This is a genomic window from Acinetobacter sp. COS3 (assembly GCF_000475335.1).
Classification (GTDB): Bacteria; Pseudomonadota; Gammaproteobacteria; order Pseudomonadales; family Moraxellaceae; genus Acinetobacter; species Acinetobacter venetianus.
Genome location: NZ_AXCD01000004.1, coordinates 1 through 21148 on the forward strand (window position 1 = coordinate 1; position 21148 = coordinate 21148).

Here is a 21148-nt window from a genome sequence, read left to right on the forward strand (position 1 = left end):
AGTCATCGCCAGCTTTTAAATCTAAACACCCCCATTCGTATGAGTGGGGGTGTTTTTTATTGCGTCGAGGAAAATATACTATTAAAACTGAATTTTTAGTTTGAAAATTATCTAAATAACATCATTAAAAAATAAATAATTAATTTTATATTTTTCGCCTTATTAATTATTTTAACTAAATTTATTTTTAAAAAATAAGAGATCAACAAGCTTTAGGGTTTATTTCGCAGTTATTATTAAACTAGGACCATTAAAAGATTACACCTTTTCTCTTCACTGCCTGAAAATGGTGGAAGAACTGCTCAGTGTGTTACAGAATGTCGTTGAGAAAGACAGTTTGATGGTGGTGAAGTATGCGAGTAAAAGGTGCTATAGAGTTAGCTGAAATAGCTGAGCATGCCGAAGTGGTTGCGTGTCTTAAAAGCCTTTAAATGAAGCATAAGAAGAATAGATAAAAAGAAGCCCCATCATCCTGACGGGGCTTCTTCATATTCAGTTTATGTCGTTGATATCCTATTAACGACCACGTCCTGTGTCTGTTCTTATTCTCAATGATACTTCCTGTCTCTCTATGCTTTGTATATTAGCGACCAAGTCAAAAGTGGAATAGACGTAAATTGACCTGATGAATGTACGCTTAGACATACAACTAATCGATATGATATTCCCGTAATTTGGCAACAAGTGCTGTTAGTCCTTTCACTTCAAATTCATTGGCTTCAAATTTTTCGTCTTTATTACGTTTAAAGATGTCGCGAATTTCAATCACAGCATTCGGATCAACTAGACCTAAGCTTGAGGTTACTTGGCGAATTTGACTGATTGAACGTGAGCCATTGGTTGAACCATAGCCGATAAAGGCTGCAGGTTTACCTTGCCATTCTTTACCCACATAATCCAAGGCATTCTTCAGTGCTGGACTATAGCCATGGTTATATTCAGGGCTAATGAAGATAAACGCCTGCGCCTGCGCAATTTTATCTGCCCATTGTTGTTGTTTGGGCTGATCATAGATGCCTGTCGCAGGTGGATGAGAACCGGCAAATAGCGGTAAGTCCCATTTCTTAAGATCGACGATTTCTGTTTGAATATCTTTTAATGCGAGTTCAGTGGTTGCTTGTTGTACCCAATTGGCGACTTTGATCGCTGTACGACCTTCCCGAACACTACCAACAATAATATAAATCAGCATACTTAAATTCCTATGTGTTATTACTTTGATTATAAAAATGAATACTTTTAATGATGTTATACTTTTTTTAGGCGATAAAAAAAGCTCTCATTTGAGAGCTTTTTTGTTACATCAATTTGATGCCTTGCTGGCCTGCAGGGGTAACTTTGAAGATTTCCACTTCAAAGGTAATATTTTTGCCTGCCAATGGGTGGTTAAAATCGATTTCTGTAATGTCATCATTGACCGATTTTACGATTCCAAACAAGGTTGCTTTGGCTTTATCTTCAAATTCAATCATGTGACCAACAATTGGACGTTGTTCAAATTTGACGGTATCGAAGGTTTGAATATTTTCAGGATTCCAAGGACCGAATGCATCTTCTGGCGGTAAATGTACAGTACGACGATCGCCTGCACGTAAACCAAATAATGCCTTTTCAAATCCTGGCAGTAAGTTACCATCACCAATCACAAGATTTACAGGTTCTTCGCGTCCACGAGTGTTGTCGATTTCAACACCATTTTCAATGGATACAGAAAAATGTAAGTCAACTTTTGAGCCGTCTTGAATACGGATTTCTTCGTTAGGTTGGATAATTTCGTTCATCTTATGCATCCGCATTTTGGTTGCGTTTCTTCTCTAAGAAGAAAGTATCAATCAACAGTAAAATAGTCCCTAAAGTAATAGCGCTATCTGCAAGATTGAAAGCAGGAAAGTGGCTGTTTTGGTAGTACACATGGATAAAGTCGACGACATAGCCTAGGCTGACGCGGTCAATCAAATTACCAATCGCACCGCCCAGAATCAAGGCAATCGCCATCGGTAAAATCACCATTTTCTTCGGCATACGCATTAACCAAAACACAAAAATGATCGATACGATACCCGCTAAAGAGGTAAAGAAATAACGCTGCCAACCACCCGCATCTGATAAAAAGCTAAAAGCAGCCCCGTAGTTATGCAGTAAAGTCCAATTTAAAAAAGGTAAAACTGGGATTGGATCGGCGTAATTTAAATGTGTACTGGCAATCCATTTTGTCCATTGATCCAACACAATGGCAAGGACTGAAAGTCCAAGCCAAAGTAAATTGTGCGGATAAAACTGAAACAAGCCTTTTTTTGCTTGTGAATTAGGCATACTTTCTCACTTCGCCACCACCAGTGACGTTGATGATACAACGAGCGCATAAACCTGCATGACCAACATGTGTATTTACATCAGGCAATACATGCCAGCAACGTACACATTTCTCACCATCTGCTGCTGAAACTTGAACGCGCAGACCAGCAAGATCTGTGCTTTCACCTTGTTCAGCATAAGGGTGAACGATGACTTGAGAGGTAATCAAGACAAAACGCAATTCATCGGCCAATTGATTTAACAATATTTGTAATGATTCATCTGCCCAAAGTTCAACTTTGGCAGATAAGTTACTGCCGATGAGTTTAGCGTTACGTGCGGCTTCAATCTGTTTATTTACTGCTGATTTTACGCTAATCAATGTTTGCCAATCTGCTTCTGAAAGCAAGTTTGCAGTTGATGCAGTTGGGATGTCATACCATTCAGCGGTAAATACATATTTTCCTGTTTGTTCAGGAATCAACGGCCAAGCCTCTTGTGCAGTAAAGCTTAGGATTGGTGACATCCAGCGAACAAAGGCTTGAACAATATGATAGAGCGCTGTTTGAGCAGAATGGCGTGCTTGAGAATCTGCTTTGGTGGTGTATTGACGATCTTTGATGATGTCGAGGTAGAAACCACCCAAGTCATTGATACAGAAGTTAGTCAGTGCATTGGTCACAATATGGAAATTCATCTCTTCATAAGCTTGCTGAATAGTTTTTTGAACCTCAGCAGCGCGTTGTAAGATGTATTGATCCAATGCAATCAATTGGTCTACCGGTAGCGCATCTGTAGATGGTTTAAAACCATTTAAGTTTGCCAATAAGAAACGTAAAGTATTACGAATACGACGATAACCATCAGAGGCACGGCTAAAGATTTCTTTACCTGCCGTCATTTCATAACGGTAGTCAGCTGAAGCAATCCAGAAGCGTAAACCATCCGCACCCATATCTTTGATAATGTCTTGTGGGGTAATGATGTTACCCAATGATTTAGACATCTTACGGCCTTTCTCATCAACCACGAAACCATGGGTGAGTAGGCCTTTATAGGGTGCACGTTCATTGATTGCAATTGAGGTCAGCAATGAAGATTGGAACCAGCCACGGTGTTGGTCTGAACCTTCAAGATAGAGATCTGCTGGATCTTGTAGGTCATCACGTTCACGCAGCACAGCGTAGTGTGTCGTTCCAGAGTCAAACCAAACGTCTAAGGTATCGCGTACTGCATTATATTGTTCTGCATCAGCACCGATGAACTCACTCGCTTCACGGTTATACCAACCATCGATACCTTCTTGCTCGATTAGTTTAGCCACTTCTTCGATCAACTCAGGCGTGCGTGGATGCAGAGCATTGGTATCTTTATGTACGAAGAATGGGATTGGCACGCCCCAAGTACGTTGACGTGAGATACACCAGTCAGGACGACCTTCGATCATCGACTGAATACGGCTTTGTCCCCAATCAGGAACAAACGCGATGTCATTTTCAATCGCATTCAAGGCATTTTGGCGTAGACCATTGGCATCCATGCTGATAAACCATTGCGGTGTTGCACGGAAGATAATAGGTGTTTTATGACGCCAGCAGTGTGGGTAGCTGTGTTTAATTGGTTGGTGTGCCCATAAACGACCCACTGCGCCCAATGCCTCAATGATTTGAGGATTTGCTTTATAGATGTGCTCGCCAGCAAAGATCGGAGCTGTTGGCAAATAAACACCATTGCCGCCCACTGGATTATCTACTTTTAGATTGTACTGTAAACCGACTTTATAGTCGTCTACACCATGGCCGGGTGCGGTATGAACAGCACCTGTACCACTTGTTGCGATGACATGCTCACCTAAAATCACTGGTACTTGACGATCTGTTAACAGTGGGTGTTGCAATAACAGATTTTCGATTGCCACGCCTTTAAAATCAGCCAGTACCACTGGATTTTCTAGTTTGTAGCGTTCGATCGCAGATTCAACTAAATCTTTAGCTAGAATAAAGTTTTGCGTGCCACGTTCAGTCGTCACTTGAACCAATTGATAGTCGATTTCAGCGTGTAGTGCTACAGCTTGGTTAGCAGGCAAAGTCCACGGTGTGGTGGTCCAAATCACAATATCAGTTGCATCTTGCACATCAACATTCAAACGTGTGCTTAAATCTTTGAGATCAACAACGCTGAAGCCAACATCAATCGCATCTGATTTCTTATCTTCGTATTCAACTTCCGCCTCTGCGAGTGCAGAGCCACAGTCCATACACCAGTTGACTGGTTTTAGACCCGGTTCAATATGACCAGCTTTGGCAATTGCACCCAGTGATCGTACGATGTCTGCTTCTTGTTTGAAGTTCATGGTAAGGTAAGGATTGTCCCAGTCACCAAATACCCCCATACGCACGAAGTCTTTCTTTTGTAGCTCAACTTGTGAATAGGCATATTCACGGCATGCTTTACGAAAAGTTGAAGCATCAACTTTAACACCGACTTTGCCGACTTTTTCTTCAACTTTCAGTTCGATTGGTAAACCATGACAGTCCCAGCCCGGTACATACGGTGCATCGAAACCATCTAAAACGCGGCTTTTAATGATGATGTCTTTTAAAACTTTATTGACTGCATGACCTAAATGGATTTGACCATTGGCATATGGAGGGCCGTCATGCAGTACATATTTTTTCTTGCCAATACGCGATTCACGAATCTGCTGATAAATGTTGTCGGCATACCACTCTTCTAACCATTTAGCTTCACGCACAGCTAAGTTTGCTTTCATCGCAAATTCAGTATGAGGTAAATTGAGTGTGGCTTTATAATCCACTGCATTTTCAGGAGTTTGCTTATCGCTCATGCAAGTTTTCTTCCAGTTTGATCAGTTTGTAAACTGACATGTATTACAAATGAAAATTAAATTTAAAAAGGAAATTCTGAAGTACGACTACGATAATCACGTAATTTTTGTACATCATCATCAATTCCGACTTTGAGTGCTTCAAGCGAAGGGTAATTCAATTCACCATGTAAATAGTGAAGAAAAGTCACCCGCATCAATAAGCCATACAGATTAGCAGAAACATCAGGGAAATGTACTTCTAATCGCCATTCTGGCTGTGCTTGTTGGATGGCAGGACGTGTCCCCACATGACCTGCACCAAATAAACTATCATTTTGATAGCCTGCAATACCGTTGAGCGCAGGATCTGAATGTTTAATTTTTTCACTCAATGACGCGTTTTCACAGACCACATCTACTGCATAGATGCCATTTAAACAGGGTTTATGGCGATTTAAACGCACATTAATGGTTGGAAAATCAAGAGTACGACCAATCTGATCTCCATATTGCACTCGACCTGTAATGCTATAAGGACGACCCAGTAGTTTTGCAGCTAAAGCAAGATCACCTTCTTGTAGCACTTGGCGAATACGGGTAGAACTGACGCGTTCACCTTTTAAGGCAACGGTATTTAAATTTGTGACATCAAAACCATAATCACGTAAAAATTCGCTATTGCCCTGACGATCTTTACCAAAATGAAAATCATCGCCCAACACTAGACTTTGTGCATTGAGTTTTAATTTGAGCAAGTCAGCAAATAGTGTTGCGCTGAGGCTTCTAAAATATTGATCAAATTTTGCGACTGCGATGTAATCGACACCCAGTTCAGTTAAATATTCGACTTTTTCACGTAATGAGCTAATGCGCGGAGGTGCGTCATAACCTTTAAAAAATTCAAGTGGTTGCGGCTCGAAAATCATGACTAATGTGTTTAAGCCTTGTGCTTTGGCTAATATTTGCAATTGAGCAATCATCGCCTGATGACCGAGATGGACACCATCAAAATTGCCAATCGTTACCGCAGTCGGAGGTAACTGAAAATCTGGCGATAATGCGTTGAGACGAAGCAACTTCATGGGCGTTAAATACAGTGAATTTTGCAAAGGCTATATATTGCCATAATCTCGGCGTTTCGTCTTGTTGTTGTGTTTTTACACAGAAAAATTTCAATATTTAAAACTTTTATATCAATTTAATTTATTCATTAAATAAAAATAAATCAATTTTTCTTATTTAAAATCTCTTTTAATATAACGTTATTGTCGCTTTATATCGAGATAGAGATGAAAAAGCCATTTTATCAGCTAGAACAGAGCAGGGATGTAATTCGCCATTTTACCCCAAACTGGTTTACTGCAACCATGGGAACAGGCGTTGTCGCAATGATTTTAGCACAGCTGCCTTTTGCTTCATCTGTTTTGTTTATGCTTGCAACTAAATTATGGCAGTTTAATATTTTGTTATTTAGCACTTTTAGCGTGCTTTATGCTCTACGTTGGATTTTATTTCCAAATGAAGCAAAACAGATTTTTAATCATCCCAACATGAGCTTGTTTTTAGGTGCTATTCCAATGGGTTTAGCCACTATTACCAATGGTTTCCTCAGTTTTGGTATTCATCTCTACGGGGATATTGCAATACATATTGCTGAATACCTTTGGTATCTCGATGTTTTGCTCGCAGTGATGATCGCATGGATTGTGCCGTTTTGTATGTTTAGCTGCCAAGATCATCAGCTACATCGTATGACGGCAGTATGGTTACTCCCGATAGTGGCGTGTGAAGTTGCAGCCAGTTCTGCAGGCCTTTTATTGCAACATTTAGCTGCTGACCAACATGCTTTAGCGATCTTGATCACTGGTTATGTGTTGTGGGGGATTTCAGTACTACCTGCTTTTGCGATCTTAACCATTTTAATGTTGCGTTTGGCCTTGCACCAATTGCCAGAGAAAGAAGTCGCGATTTCTAGTTGGTTATGTTTAGGACCGATTGGAACGGGAGCATTAGCGTTATTATTGCTTGGTGAGCAAGCGCCACGAATTATGCAAGCGATGGGTTTTGATGGCTTAGCGACATTACTGCCAGCCTTGGGTATTGTGGCAAGTTTGGTGCTATTAGGTTTTGGCTTATGGTGGTTTGGGATTGCGATTTTGACCACACTGCGTCATATGAGTACTGGCATTCCATTTAACTTGGGTTGGTGGGGACTGACTTTCCCATTCGGTGTGTTTATCTTGGCGATCTTTAATTTGGCACATCAGTTACATATCGACTTCTTACAGTATGTAGCGGTGGTTTTAAGTGTATTGTTGGTTGGCTTGTGGGCGTTAGTGGTGAAGAAAACCATAGCGGGGGCGTATAGTGGTCAATTATTTTTCTCTCCCTGTTTGGTCGCCTTACAGCAGAAGATGCAATAATATTGAGGTGTGCCGAAGCACACCTTTTTTGTGTCTCTATTTTGATTTGAACGAGTTTTTTTTATGAATGCTGATATTGCCCTGATTATGGCGTTGCCAAATGAGTCGAAAGGTTTATTTGAGCAAGCAGGCATTGACGTTCATTACAGTGGAATCGGCAAAATTAATGCAGCATTCAAAGCCTTTGACGTGATTCAAAAAACAGGCTGTAAAACGCTGATCAATTTAGGTAGTGCAGGCAGTTCGCACTTTGATGCGCATAGCTTGGTCGAGGTTACGACTTTTGTGCAACGTGATATGGATGTCTCACCTTTAGGTTTTGCTGTTGGGGTGACACCGATGGATGAGCATTTTCCAGCAGAGATTCATGCACAACCCCACTTTGAATCCTTACCAAAGGGAATTTGTGGTACGGGTGATTCGTTTGAAACAGGAGTACCAAAGGTCAGTTGTAATCTTGTGGACATGGAAGCCTATGCCTTGGCTAAAGTGTGTAAAAAGCTCGGTGTACGATTGATCTCAGTCAAATACATTACTGATGGTGCCAATGATACTGCTCATTTGGATTGGGAAGAGAACTTGTTGCTTGGCGCACAAAAATTATTGGCGTTGTATCAGGCACATTTTTAAAAGGTGTTAATCTTGGGCTTTTTTGGGAACGATTAAAGGCAGAAATCATTCAGGAAGCGATTGCAAAAAAGTGGTGAAGCCATCTTGAAAGCTCCGCTGTATCCTCTTGTAAGCCTGTATTTAGCGATTTTCATACGGTGCTATGGTTTCTCCCTTTGGTCAAACCAATTGGCTTTGTGATAGGTTTGTGCAACAAAGCCGTTTAAGGTCCAATAGTGCCTTCAAGATAAATGTCTGGATAACCATCATTAGACATTTTAAATTGGTTAAAATTTACTGTTAAATTGATTGGATTAAATGAAATATTTCCAATATTAGTATTACTTTTACGCTCCCATATAGATAAAGGAAGACCTAGACCTATTGGGGTAGCGTACCAAACTTCATTCACAATGCTATTGATAGTTTTAATATATAGAAAATTTTCAAAAATAGACTTTGATGTTATAAAACGATTAATATTATGATTAGTAAAAGAATAGAACCTAAAGTTAGGTTGTGTCATCGGTATATCTTGATTATTATCGGAAATTCTATATATCATATTATATGAACCTGATGTTGGTATATTAACAACTGTCGGATTCTGCTGGAGGTGACCTGAAATTGAACCTGATAATGTTAAATATTTTTTATCGTAATCATAAATTTTAGATTGGTTAAAAATAATTTTACTACTGCCTGTTTTATGATCTATTTTCATAGAAATATTATCACAAATAGGCACTTGTTGATCACCACAAGAAAATACTGAAGCCAAGTCGGGATTATTATTATCTATCCATAATTGCATTTTTGAAGGTTGATTTTTTGAGTCTTCAAAAGAAATACTAAGAGAGTAATTACTTTCAACTTTAAACTGATAAATCAGCTCATAACTTTTCTTGTAACTTTCCTGTTCAAAATCAAAATTTTGAGAATAAAGATATACTGGTTGAGTATCATCTATACTCGTTATTTTTCTTTTGAGTAATTTCAATTGTGAATTTTCATCACTTATTTGTAAAAGCGAGTTAACAGAGTTTTCTCTTTTAATTTGATTTTCATTGCCATTAGTAGAATTATTTTCCCCACAGGCTGTTATTAAAACGGGTATAAATATTGCAAGGATGTTTTTTTTCATTGTTATACTTCATTTGTAAAATGATTAGCTATTACATAGCTTACTATAGATCATGAATTTCTTTTTTATTCTAAGCATAAAAAATCACAATTATTTTTAAACAGAGAAACAGAATTCAATATGACAGTAATAAACTATACGGTAATTAATGCTATTAAATACTCTGCAATATCTAAAAAAACAATAACTTGGTTATCTATAGAACCCCCAATAGTCTGAGAAAATGAATAAAATATTCGAACACAACACATAAAATATCTAAAAAAATGTACTCAACTTCTCAATTCGTGTCCCAAAGCGTCGCACTTCGTGCTTTGACTTTACTAAGCGGTTGAGAGAGTTTCAGCAATACTCCTTATTGACTGTGCTAATGGAACAAGTATTTCCTAATCCATCACAGCTTTTTCCTTTATATAATTTTTACCTCATAGATAGGTAAACAGGTTGCTATTGAAAGCTGACCAAAGAATGCTGTTGTTCCCGCAGGGAAATCATTGTTTTAAACTGAAGATGATTGATATTTATTCAACATAATCCATCCTATTTTGTATAGATATTAGTTGGCTAATTTGTAAGTTTTTTTAAAATTAACATAACACAGCTTATACGAAACCTTGAATATTTTATATTTAGTATCAATATCTTAGTAAATATCATTTCTGTGTTCTGCTCACGGAAACTGATTTTACATGATATAGGTCTATTTATCATTGTTCCATTATTTTGTTTAGATCAACTTAATAACATCCTCATGTATTGAATAAAAAAGCGACTATCGAAGTCGCTTTTTTAATGTATTTCAATCGTTAAAATTAAGGCTCTTAACTAAAGAAAATTTAACGTGGTAATACGCCGTACAACATCATATGCACAGTGTGCTCAACCGTGCGTTGAAACATGCTACGGTTACGCAAAGTTTTACCCGTGACCATTTCCATTTGCGTCGAAAAGTCCGCGTAATTCTGGGTGATAGCCCAGATATTGATAATCAACAATTCAGGGTCAATCTCTGCTGATAATTTACCTTGCTCTTGCCAAGTTTGGATCACTTTGGTTTTACGCTTAAATAGCTTTTTCAAAGGCCCTTTTAAAATAGGTAGAATATGCGGAGCACCCTGAATAATTTCTAAAGCAAACAAACGAGATGCTTTAGGTTGGTCGCGTGAGCTTTCGAGTTTTTGAATGAGATAATCAGTAAGTGCTTGAGTAGGCTCAAGTTCTGCTTCTAAAATTTGCAAAGGTGCAAGCCATTTCTGTAATACAGTTGTCAGCACTTCAACATAAAGCGATTCTTTATTTTCATAGTAATAGAAAATATTCGATTTATGCATATTTGCAAGCTGTGCAATCTCATCCAAACTTGCTCCGCTGAACCCATAGACGGAAAAAACATCTAGGGCAGCATTCAGCAATTGATTGCGCTTTTGTGTACTTTTTTTCTGTTCCATCTGAGAGCTTGATTCAAAAAATGTCATTGACATTGTAAGATAATTTCTTATATCTGTGCACAACAACACATTTATTTTAGCAAAAAACCTATAGTTCTAAGATTAACGGTAATGTTCGGTTGATTAACGGTAAAAATACCACTAAGTTTTAATCATAAATTTGGTTATTTTGTGTTCAATATGAATGGATAGTCATTTATTCTAATCATACTATATTGAGTAACTAACGCTCTAAAACTGCATCTAGTACTTGTTGTTCAAGCTGAGCGAAAGCAATGCTTTTTTTACGGGGACGGGGGAGGTCGACTTGGAAATTCCGTGCGATGTGACCTTGATCCAGCAAAATGATTCGATCTGCCAATTGCACTGCTTCACTGACATCATGTGTGACTAAAATTGCAGTAAAACCTTGTTCTTTCCATAGACGTTCAATCAAATTTTGCATTTCTAAACGCGTCAAAGCATCTAATGCGCCTAATGGCTCATCCAGCAATAAAATACGTGGTGTATGTGCAAGTGCGCGTGCAAGAGCAGCACGTTGGCGCTGTCCACCAGAAAGCTGTGCTGGCCATTGATTGGCTTTGTCTTTTAAGCCTACTTTTTCTAATAATGTTGCTGCAAGCGCATATTGTTCTTTAGCTAAACCAAGTTGAGCATTGTGCAGAACACTTTTCCACGGTAATAATCGAGGATCTTGGAACATCACGCGAATATCAGCGCTCGTAATGCCCTCACGGAAATTGCGAGCTGATTGAAATTTAATTTCACCATAACTGACATTTTCTAACTGAGCAATCAAACGCAGTAGCGTACTTTTGCCGCAACCACTGCGTCCAACAATGGCAACAAACTCACCCGCTTGAATGTTGAGGTCTAAATCCTCAAGAACTTTGACATCACCATAAAATTTATACAGTTGCTCAATCAAAATATCAGCGCCATTGGCGGGTACTGTGATAGTTTCTGGTTCTGTTATCGGTTGGATCAGACCGTTATCGTAAAAGTTTAAATTTAAGTTACTCATGTTTCTGTGCCTTTTATTTTTGATAGCCTGCATGCCAACGCAATAGATAGCGTTCTAGCGCTTGTGCCAATACATCTGCTAATTTACCCAGTAGGGCGTAGAGTAAAATACCGACTAAGACAATATCGGTCTGTAAAAACTCGCGTGCATTCATGGTCATATAACCAATTCCTGACTGTGCTGAAATCGTTTCTGCAACGATTAAGAGTACCCAAACCAAACCTAGAGAAAAGCGCAGTCCAACTAAAATCGAGGGCATCGCACCCGGTAAGATAATGTCTCGATAAAGCTGCCAACGATTCAGACCGTAGCTTTTACCCATTTCGATGAGCTGTGGATCGACGGAGCGGATACCATGATAAGTATTGATGTAGATCGGGAAAAACACGCCGATCGCAACCAAAAATAACTTGGCAGTTTCATCAATACCAAACCATAAAATCACCAGTGGAATTAGTGCTAGTGCAGGGATATTACGGATCATTTGCAGGGTAGTATCCAGCAAGGTTGAAGCCACACGCGATGAGCCATTGAGTAGTCCTAGTATCAGACCGAGTCCACCACCAATTAATAAACCGAGTAGCGCCCGACCTGCACTGACTTTGACATGCAGCCAAAGTTCGCCACTGACTAGCAAATGCCAGAAAGCACTCACAACAGCAGTTGGGGCAGGTAATATTCGATTTTGTAGCAACCCAGAGCTAGATGCTGTTTGCCAAATCAGAATCAGCAGAATTGGGAATAACCATGGCAGCAGACCTTTACCAATTTTTAGTGTTCCACGTGAAACATCATTCAAAAAAGGTTTTGTACTCATGCCTCCTCCTTGACCAAGGTTTTTGGTACTTTCTCTTCTGGCACATAGTTATTGGCAATGATTTCTCCGAATGGACCTGTGAGATGAGGTTGCGCCAATTTTTCACGAGTTTTAAGTGGGAGTAGTGGGAACACCAATTCGGCAAAGCGGATTGATTCTTCCAAATGCGGATAGCCAGAGAAAATAAAGGTATCAATGCCTAAGTTTGCATATTCTTGAATACGAGCGGCAACTGTTTCAGGGTCGCCAACTAAAGCAGTCCCAGCACCACCACGGACTAAGCCAATGCCTGCCCATAAATTCGGAGATACTTCTAATTGATCTTTACGTCCACCGTGTAGTGCAGCCATACGTTGCTGACCGACAGAGTCCATCTGCGCAAATTTTTTCTGAGCTGCCGCAATTGTGGCATCATCCAAATATTGAATCAGTTCATCGGCGGCGGCCCATGCTTGTTCATTGGTTTCGCGTACAATCACATGTAAGCGAATGCCATAAGTGAGTGTGCGACCTTTAGCAGCTGCTTTAGCACGGAGATATTCAATTTTCTCCTTTACCGCAGCAGGTGGTTCACCCCAAGTCAGATAGGTATCAACCTGTTCAGCTGCCAACTCTGTTGCAGCTTCTGAAGAACCACCAAACCAGAGGGGTGGGTACGGCTGTTGTACAGGTGGATAGAGCAGTTTGGCATCGTCAACTCTGAGGCGTTCGCCATGAAACGTAAAAGATTCACCCGTATGTGAGCAGGTTAGGATTTCGCACCAGATTTTGACATATTCGGATGCGGTCTGATAACGGGTACTATGATCTTCATATAGACCATCACCTTTCAGTTCTTGTTCGTCACCGCCAGTCACCAGATTCAGCAAAATACGACCATTGGAGAGGCGGTCAAAAGTGGCTGCCATACGTGCCGCAAGTGCAGGGGTGGTAATACCCGGGCGTAGTGCTACTAAAAACTTAAGTTGCTTAGTCGCATCAATCAGACTTGCTGCAGTGATCCATGGATCTTCACAAGAACGGCCAGTCGGAATCAATACCCCTGCATAACCGAGATTATCCACGGCAACGGCAATTTGTTTCATATAAGCATGATCGACCTGACGAGCACCCTTGCTGGTGCCTAAATAACGACTGTCACCATGAGTGGGAATAAACCAGAAAATATTCATGTCGATGTTCCTTATAAAATGAAAAGTATGACTATTGGGCAGACCAGACGCTGTGCTGAATATTGATGTGCACAGGAATGAGTTGCTCTTGTTTAAATAAATCGGCGATTTGCTGCTGACTTTTGATCACTTCACTGTTGAGTGCATATACAGGTGAAGGTTTTGGACGTTTATTGAGAACTTGTTGGGCGACAGGGGTACTGAGACCTGTGCTTTGTGCATAAATCTGTAAGGCTTGATCTTGATACTTTACAATCCATTGATCTGCGCTATTTACACTGTTAATGAGTTTCTGCACTGAATTTGGATGCTTTTGAATGAAGTCAGGATTGCCGATATAAAAAGAATAAGTGGTTGGAAAAGCAGAGCCATCGACCAAAGTTTTTGTAGGGCCTTGTAACTCTGCAGTTCCTAAGTAGGGTTCCCAAATTGCCCACGCATCTACGGCCTGCTTATCAAATGCTGCTCGTGCATCGGCAGGAGGTAACCAAATCGGTTGAATATCTTGCCAAGATAGCCCCGCTTTTTGCAGGGTTTTGGCGAGTAGTTCATGTGCACTGGAACCTTTTTGTACTGCAATACGCTTACCTTTTAAATCTTGTAAAGTGTTGATCTTGTTGTTGGCATGTACCAGCACCGCTTGACCTGTCGGTGCAACCATCTCATAAGCTACGTAGCTCAGTGGCTTGGCTGCGGCTTGAGCAAAGATCGGTGGGGTATTGCCCACATAGCCAAAATCGATAGCACCGACGGCAAGTGCTTCTAACATTTGCGGCCCAGCTGGGAATTCACGCCATTCAATTTTGGCGTTCGGAAATGCTTGCTCAAACAGTTGTTGCTGTCTAGCTACCAATAAATTCAGTGATGATTTCTGAAAGCCAATAGACAGGGTTTTGACCGCCGTATTTTCTTCGGCTGAAGTTACTTTCTCCGTACTTTGCGGCTCAGTTTTTTGGCAGCCGCTGAGTAAAAATGCAGAGATCAGTAAACTAAGAACAGAAATCTTCGCTAACAACGTCATGATGCTCTCCTATTATTGAACGTTGTTCTTTAATACGGCATCTTGAATCACAAGCTGCTTGGGAATCAGTTTTTGTGAAAAGAAAGCATCGGCAACATATTGCTGTCCTATTGCGACTTTATTAGAGATGGGTTGAACTCCGAAACCCATACGTGAAATTGAGCTTTTCAAAACATCAAACTCAAGCCCTGTTGGTTTTTCCAGTAATTTTGCTGCATCGTCAGGATGGGTTTTGACCCAATCTGTCGTTTGATTGAGTGTTGTCACCACGGTATTTAAAACCTGTGGATGACGCTCAGCAAATTGACGATCAGCCAAATAAAATTGGTGATTGCTGACTAAATGTTCCCCCGTTGCAATGACACGCGCATGAATTTGATGTTCAGCTGCGGCGAAGAATGGATCCCAAATCACCCATGCATCTATCGCACCTTTTTCAAATGCCGCACGAGCATCCGCTGGTGGAAGATAAACGGCTTGAACATCTTTTAAACTGAGATTGTTTGCTTCTAAGAGTTTGAGTAGAAGATAGTGAACATTGGAACCTTTATTCAGCGCCACACGTTTACCTTTCAGATCTTGGATGGATTGAATAGGAGAATTTTTTTGTACGATCAAGGCTTCGGCTTGTGGTGCTGCAGGTTGGTTCGCGACATAGACCAGATTGGGATTGGCGGCTTGAGCAAAGATTGGCGGTGCTTCACCTGCTTCGCCAAATACCACGCTACCTACATTTAATCCTTCCAAAAGTTGTGGGCCAGCTGGAAATTCAACCCATTTAACATTTACACCTTGAGCAGCAAGATTTTTTTCTAATTCACCTTTTGCTTTAACAATCGGCAGGATGCCATACTTTTGAAAGCCGATATTTAATGTTGTGGTTTCTTGTTTTGTTGTCTCTTGCTGCTCTGGTTTTTTTGCACAACCTGCAACACCCATTACACTGGCAAGACTTGCTGCAATGATTGTAGATGTTGCCCATGAACGATGAATAGAAATAGCCATGTGAGTTGCGCTCCCCGACAAATCAAAAGATTTAAATAAGATGAGCAACTAAGCTAAAACTTTTTTTATTGCATAAAAAATAACTAATTAGGCTTTGCTTATGATGAAAAAAGCAAAATAGAAGATTGCATAACTTTATCGATAGTTAGAATAAGAAAAACAATACTTTATTTAAATAAAGTATTGTTTTTATATTAAATTTTAATCTTTTAGTTTAGATGGTATTGATTTCTGATCTACTAGTTAAGCAGAGATTATGATGATGAAGAGAGCTATTTATCAGAAATAAACATATCTCTTCACCGTATTTAGTCTTCATATTAGCGTTTTTTTAAACACCAAAGAGTTCCGCTGATAATTATAGAGTGCTTGGCGTGCATTCGGTAAATCATCTACGCTGGCAGGAATAAAGCCTTGTTCCAAGAACCAATGCGCCGTCCGAGTGGTGAGAACAAAAAGTTGCTGAATACCTTGTTGCTTGGCTTTGGTTTCTAAAAATTGCAAAATCTGGCTACCACGATTCGATTTTCGATAGCTTGAATCGACAGCAACACAGGCAATTTCCGCTGAACGAATTTCATCTGATCCAGCAGGAATTGGATATAGTGCAGCGCAGGCCAAGATCATGCCGTCTCGTTCAATCACTGCAAACTGTTCAATTTCACTTTCAAGGCGTTCGCGTGAGCGATAAACCAGAATACCTTCTTGTTCCAAAGGGCGAAGTAAGTTAATTAGACCACCAACATCTTGAATATTGGCAATTCGCACCTCTTCATAGTGTGCATCTGTAATCAGCGTACCAATACCATCACGGGTAAATAGCTCTTCAATCAAAGCACCATCATATGCATAAGAAATTAAATGTACGCGATGGACACCAGATAAAGAGGCTTGTTGTGCTTGCTTTAGGTGTAAAGCAAATTCTGGATATTGTTGCTGATTTTGTTGAATATAGGGTTCAAGCTGCCGAGAACTTAGTTCACGAAGTAACTGTTTTTGCTCATTCATTAGCCCTTGTTTTTCCCCAAGGAAAATCAACTTATCTGCTTTCAAGGCAATCGCAGTTTTGGTCGCAACTTCTTCAGCGAGTAAGTTAAAGACTTCCCCTGTGGTTGAATAGCCTGTTGGACCAAGCAGAACAATATTGTGATTGTCTAAATGACGTTGAATGGCATCTGTATCTACGGAGCGAACTTCTCCCGTCAGCTGGAAATCAATACCTTCACGAATGCCATACGGTTTGGCTGTGACAAAATTGCCTGATACGACATCAATGCGAGCACCATACATCGGTGAGTTGGCGAGTCCCATCGACAGCAGCGCTTCAATTTCGAGGCGAATTGAGCCGACAGCATTCATGACACCACGTAGAGATTCGCGAGTCGTCACGCGACGGTTTTGATGAAAAGGTGTTTCGATATGACGTTCGAGTAGATTTTGATTGATCTGTGGACGTGCTCCATGCACGAGAATCAAGCGAATACCTAAAGAATGTAGCAGCGCAATATCGTGAATAATATGTTGAAAGTTATGGTGTTGAACGGCTTCACCACCAAACATTAACACAAAAGTTTTATCACGATGCGCGTTAATATATGGTGCAGAGTGGCGAAACCAATGTACATAATCTTGCGTTGTACTATTTGAAGTTTCAGTCATTTGGTTCGCCATGTTCATCTCAGAGATACATCAATTTATCTGATTCTAACCAAAAAAATGAAAAGATAAATCTATTCTCAAACTCACGAGGCAACTTTAATTGAATTGGATGATCAAAAAAACTTAAAAGCCCATGATACGAATAATACTATTATCGTCAGCATTGACTAAAATAAAGTCATTATTGATTTTATACCATTGTTGGTTACGGCCTGGTTTTGGTAAATTATTATCTTTATAATCAACCTTATAACCATTTCCACGGTAGTGCTGAGGCATCACATAGCCTGCTTGCCAACGATGTTGTTTTAAACGCTCGACACCACGTTCTTCGCGCATACGACGTTCACGTTGACGATTTTCACCATCTGGACGATCAAAGCCACGACCATTTTGCCAGCCACCACCACGCTGATCTTCATCACGATCAAAATGCGGACCTGCAAAACTAGCCATACTGCTAAAGATGGTCGTTGAACCTAAAATCAAGATAATGAAAAATTTTTTCATGATGCACCTTATGTATTTCGGATGTCTCTCATGTGAACTACTGTACGTTAAAAATGCAGAGAAACTGTGAAGATCAATTCATTATTCGATTAAAATAATGAAGAGACTTTAGTCCTTTCGCTGAAAACAACATCTTTAACGACAGTGTTCAATGTTATTTAGAATTATTCTATAAAATTAATTAACCTTGTGCATCAATACTTTGCCCGTTCATCTCTAAACTATCATCACCCATAAGGTAGAGATAGGCTGGCATGATGCTATCAGGCGTTGGAAGCACTTTTGGATCTTCTTCAGGATAGGCTTTTGCACGCATTGCAGTACGTGTGCCACCTGGGTTGATACAGTTAAAACGAATGTTTGGATACGTATTTTCTGCAGCAAAGATTTTGCTCATGGCTTCAGTTGCAACTTTAGAAACAGAATATGCTCCCCAAAGTGCACGTGCTTCACGGCCCACACTTGAGCTAGTGAATACCACAGAAGCGTGTTCCGATTTTTCAAGTAATGGCAGCAACGCTTGGGTCAATGCAAAAGGCGCACGTAAGTTGACCGCCATTACATCATCCCAAACATCAACAGGATAATGCGCAAGTTCAACTCGATCGCCGAGCATACCTGCATTATGCAAAATGCCATCAAGGCGACCAAATTGTTGTTCAAGCGTATCGACTAAAAGTTCATAGTCGTGGCTTGATGCCGTTGAAAGTTGTAAGGGTAAAATCGCAGGTTGGGGTGCTCCTAAGCCTTCGATTTCATCATAAATCACTTCAAGCTTATTGAGGGTACGGCCATGCAAAACAACTGTTGCGCCGTGAAGGGCATAACTCATAGCAGCAGCACGTCCGATCCCATCACCTGCACCAGTGATCAGGATAATACGATCTTTTAATAGATCAGGACGAGGTTGATATTCTGAATATTTCATTGTTATGCCTCCTGTTATGATCTTCAATATAATGTTTAACCCATCATACCCTGATTTTCTGACAAAACAGTGATTTTCTGTTTAAGCAGTTGATGGAGTTCAGGGATGGTGTAAATAATGGCATCAGCTTGCCATGCTGCGAGATCGTCACGTGATTCAACAGGTAAATAACCATAAGCTGCTAAGATGGTGTACATGTCCGCATTACGACCTGCATCGATGTCACGCGGATGATCGCCTACATAAATAATCTCTTGCACATCAATATCGAGCTGTTTTGCTGCAAGATACATGGGTTCAGGATCAGGTTTGGTCTTGCTGACATCCTCAGGGCAAACCAGCACTGCACAGCGTTCAGTGAGATTCAATTTTGCCAATAGTGACTCACTTAAACTGCGTGGTTTATTGGTGACAATTCCCCAAGGAATTTGATGTGCTTCAAGCTCCTCAAGCAAAGGATACATCCCTAAAAAGAGATCGGTATCGACCACAATATTGTCACCATACACATCTAAAAAGCGTTGGCGATGTGCTAAAAATACAGGATCAGTGACATCTAATTCTGGATAAACCAGTTTGACCATCGCACGCGCACCTTCAGACACTTGGGTGCGAATGGTCTCAGCATCAACAACAGGGCGTTGTTCATCACGACACATCTGCTGGATGATGCGGATAAAATCCGCAGCAGTATCGATTAAGGTACCATCAAGATCAAATAAAACAGCTTTCATTAAGCACCTGTATTCGTAGTATGAACCATATAATTCACATCAACATTTGGTGCTAACCAATAGTGTTTGGTAATTGGATTGTAATGAAGCCCAGTCATTTCCTTTAAGGTCAATCCAGCATTACGAATATCATGTGCCATTTCAGAAGGGCGAATAAATTTATGATAATCATGCGTACCTTTTGGTAGTAAACGCAGCACGTATTCGGCACCAATAATGGCAAATAAATAAGATTTAGGATTGCGGTTAATGGTTGAAAAGAACACATGGCCACCTGGTTTGACTAAGCTTTGGCAGGCTTTTACGATGGATGCTGGATCAGGAACATGCTCCATCATTTCCATGCAAGTCACTACATCATATTGACCTGCTTGTTCTTGAGCTAGTTGTTCAACAGGAATCTGGCGATATTCAATATTTTGTACATTGTATTGTTGGGCATGTAAGCGACCAACAGCAAGTGGTGCTTCGCCCATGTCGATACCGAGGACATTGGCACCGCGGCGAGCCATACTTTCTGCCAAAATTCCGCCACCGCAGCCGACATCGATCACTTTTTTGCCCGGTAACCCGCCAACACGTTCATCAATCCAATTTAAGCGTAATGGATTAATTTGGTGTAGAGGGCGGAACTCAGAATGTTGATCCCACCATTTGGCAGCCAGTGCTTCAAATTTTGCGATTTCTTGTGGGTCAACATTCAATTGCGACATGGTGTCACCTCTATATTTTAGGATGATTATTTCGGTTTAATCTGTTGGTAGTGTAGCGATTCTAGAAAAAAAAGCGATAAATCCAATAAAAAACTTCACAGAAGCAAAACGAATTGGTCGTGTTTGTTTTATATTTAGCATATAAACTTACGAAAAATGCTTAGAGGAAAAGCAAACTCAATGAAAAAGTTAGTATTAGGTGGTTTAAGTGCGGCTGTAATGGCATTTTCAATGAATGCAATGGCTGCGGATTTTGTTGCTGGTAAAGATTATATCGTGGTTGCAAATCCAAGTAAGACGGCCGCACCTGCAGGACAGCTCGAAGTTCGAGAATTTTTCTGGTACGGTTGCCCGCACTGCTTCAAGCTTGAGCCACATATGCAAACGTGGTTGAAGAAAATTCCAAAAGATGTTTATTTCCTTCGTACACCAGCGGCAATGAACAAAGTATGGGAACAAGGTGCGCGTGGTTACTACGTGTCTGAAGCGCTTGGCGTGCGTAAGAAAACACATATTCCTTTGTTCCATGCGATTCATGAAGGTGGTCAGCAGATTTTTGACCAAGCATCACAAGCGAAATTCTTTGCGCGTTATGGTGTCCCTGAAGCGAAATTTAATAGCATGTTTAACTCTTTCCCGATCACAGCAAAAATTGCTGAGTCAAATAAATTGGCTCAACAGTATCAATTGACGGGTGTACCAGCAGTTGTTGTAAACGGTAAATACGTTGTACAAGGCGAAGACGGAAAAGTGACTCAAGTTATTGATTACTTATTGGAAAAAGAGCGTAAAGCAAAATAATTTGTATTTCGCAAA

General features: G+C 40.3%; 20 protein-coding genes. 3 read left to right on the top strand and 17 right to left on the bottom strand.

All coding sequences use genetic code 11. The features are described 5' to 3' along the window. Positions 1–649: 649 nt before the first annotated feature. The 5 genes from IO68_RS18975 to ribF all read right to left on the bottom strand — a co-directional run bounded on the left by IO68_RS18975 (position 650) and on the right by ribF (position 6207). Entirely contained in the window at positions 650–1192 is a 543-nt protein-coding gene (locus tag IO68_RS18975; protein WP_023012557.1) for an NADPH-dependent FMN reductase, read from the bottom strand. 106 nt (positions 1193–1298) lie between these two features. Continuing rightward, the gene (locus IO68_RS18980; protein ID WP_004882179.1) at positions 1299–1781 is read right to left on the bottom strand and encodes an FKBP-type peptidyl-prolyl cis-trans isomerase; all 483 of its coding nucleotides are present in this window, start codon (positions 1779–1781) and stop codon (positions 1299–1301) included. 1 nt (position 1782) lies between these two features. Further along, the gene (gene lspA, locus IO68_RS18985; protein WP_007478162.1) at positions 1783–2313 is read right to left on the bottom strand and encodes a signal peptidase II; all 531 of its coding nucleotides are present in this window, start codon (positions 2311–2313) and stop codon (positions 1783–1785) included. After that, positions 2306–5143 carry an isoleucine--tRNA ligase gene (gene ileS / locus IO68_RS18990; protein WP_023012558.1) on the bottom strand — a complete coding sequence of 946 codons (2838 nt, stop codon included), beginning with the start codon at positions 5141–5143 and terminating at the stop codon, positions 2306–2308. The genes lspA and ileS overlap by 8 nt, the downstream gene beginning before the upstream one ends. Before the next feature lie 62 nt (positions 5144–5205). Beyond that, complete coding sequence (gene ribF / locus IO68_RS18995; protein ID WP_023012559.1) at positions 5206–6207, bottom strand: riboflavin biosynthesis protein RibF; 1002 nt, start codon at positions 6205–6207, stop codon at positions 5206–5208. A 207-nt stretch (positions 6208–6414) separates the two neighbouring features. On the opposite strand from ribF, the gene IO68_RS19000 reads away from it, so the two are divergent. Together IO68_RS19000 and IO68_RS19005 are read left to right on the top strand one after the other, a co-directional pair. Further along, entirely contained in the window at positions 6415–7548 is a 1134-nt protein-coding gene (locus tag IO68_RS19000) for a TDT family transporter (RefSeq protein ID WP_023012560.1), read from the top strand. A gap of 63 nt (positions 7549–7611) precedes the next feature. Further along, positions 7612–8178 (top strand): 5'-nucleosidase, encoded by a 567-nt coding sequence (locus IO68_RS19005; RefSeq protein WP_007478166.1) that lies wholly within the window; start codon positions 7612–7614, stop codon positions 8176–8178. Positions 8179–8380: 202 nt separating this feature from the next. On the opposite strand, the gene IO68_RS19010 is transcribed toward IO68_RS19005, so the two are convergent. From IO68_RS19010 to ubiG, 12 genes are all read right to left on the bottom strand, one after another. Continuing rightward, a complete protein-coding gene (locus tag IO68_RS19010; protein WP_023012561.1) occupies positions 8381–9301 on the bottom strand; it encodes a hypothetical protein in 921 nt (306 codons plus the stop codon). 836 nt (positions 9302–10137) lie between these two features. Beyond that, the gene (locus IO68_RS19015) at positions 10138–10749 is read right to left on the bottom strand and encodes a TetR/AcrR family transcriptional regulator (protein ID WP_031234660.1); all 612 of its coding nucleotides are present in this window, start codon (positions 10747–10749) and stop codon (positions 10138–10140) included. Positions 10750–10972: 223 nt separating this feature from the next. Next, positions 10973–11773 carry an ATP-binding cassette domain-containing protein gene (locus IO68_RS19020; protein ID WP_023012563.1) on the bottom strand — a complete coding sequence of 267 codons (801 nt, stop codon included), beginning with the start codon at positions 11771–11773 and terminating at the stop codon, positions 10973–10975. Positions 11774–11786: 13 nt separating this feature from the next. After that, complete coding sequence (gene ssuC, locus IO68_RS19025; protein WP_023012564.1) at positions 11787–12590, bottom strand: aliphatic sulfonate ABC transporter permease SsuC; 804 nt, start codon at positions 12588–12590, stop codon at positions 11787–11789. Continuing rightward, complete coding sequence (gene ssuD / locus IO68_RS19030; RefSeq protein ID WP_023012565.1) at positions 12587–13762, bottom strand: FMNH2-dependent alkanesulfonate monooxygenase; 1176 nt, start codon at positions 13760–13762, stop codon at positions 12587–12589. The genes ssuC and ssuD overlap by 4 nt, the downstream gene beginning before the upstream one ends. 31 nt (positions 13763–13793) lie before the next feature. Further along, on the bottom strand, positions 13794–14783 hold the full coding sequence (locus IO68_RS19035) for an aliphatic sulfonate ABC transporter substrate-binding protein (protein ID WP_023012566.1): 990 nt from the start codon (positions 14781–14783) through the stop codon (positions 13794–13796). Positions 14784–14795: 12 nt separating this feature from the next. After that, entirely contained in the window at positions 14796–15788 is a 993-nt protein-coding gene (locus IO68_RS19040) for a sulfonate ABC transporter substrate-binding protein (protein ID WP_023012567.1), read from the bottom strand. Between the two features lie 315 nt (positions 15789–16103). Beyond that, positions 16104–17459, bottom strand: coding sequence for an amino-acid N-acetyltransferase (gene argA / locus IO68_RS19045; RefSeq protein WP_023012568.1), 1356 nt, complete (start codon positions 17457–17459; stop codon positions 16104–16106). Positions 17460–17570: 111 nt separating this feature from the next. Continuing rightward, positions 17571–17957 carry an RcnB family protein gene (locus IO68_RS19050; RefSeq protein ID WP_007478180.1) on the bottom strand — a complete coding sequence of 129 codons (387 nt, stop codon included), beginning with the start codon at positions 17955–17957 and terminating at the stop codon, positions 17571–17573. A gap of 181 nt (positions 17958–18138) precedes the next feature. Then, positions 18139–18885: a YciK family oxidoreductase gene (locus IO68_RS19055; RefSeq protein WP_004882160.1), complete on the bottom strand. Its 747-nt coding sequence runs from the start codon at positions 18883–18885 to the stop codon at positions 18139–18141. 35 nt (positions 18886–18920) lie between these two features. After that, positions 18921–19619, bottom strand: a complete 699-nt coding sequence (locus IO68_RS19060) for an HAD family hydrolase (RefSeq protein ID WP_023012569.1) — start codon at positions 19617–19619, stop codon at positions 18921–18923. Then, the gene (gene ubiG / locus IO68_RS19065) at positions 19619–20332 is read right to left on the bottom strand and encodes a bifunctional 2-polyprenyl-6-hydroxyphenol methylase/3-demethylubiquinol 3-O-methyltransferase UbiG (RefSeq protein WP_023012570.1); all 714 of its coding nucleotides are present in this window, start codon (positions 20330–20332) and stop codon (positions 19619–19621) included. The genes IO68_RS19060 and ubiG overlap by 1 nt, the downstream gene beginning before the upstream one ends. 180 nt (positions 20333–20512) lie before the next feature. Between ubiG and IO68_RS19070 the strand changes: the two genes are divergently transcribed. Next, complete coding sequence (locus IO68_RS19070; protein ID WP_023012571.1) at positions 20513–21133, top strand: thiol:disulfide interchange protein DsbA/DsbL; 621 nt, start codon at positions 20513–20515, stop codon at positions 21131–21133. The last annotated feature ends 15 nt before the right edge of the window (positions 21134–21148 follow it).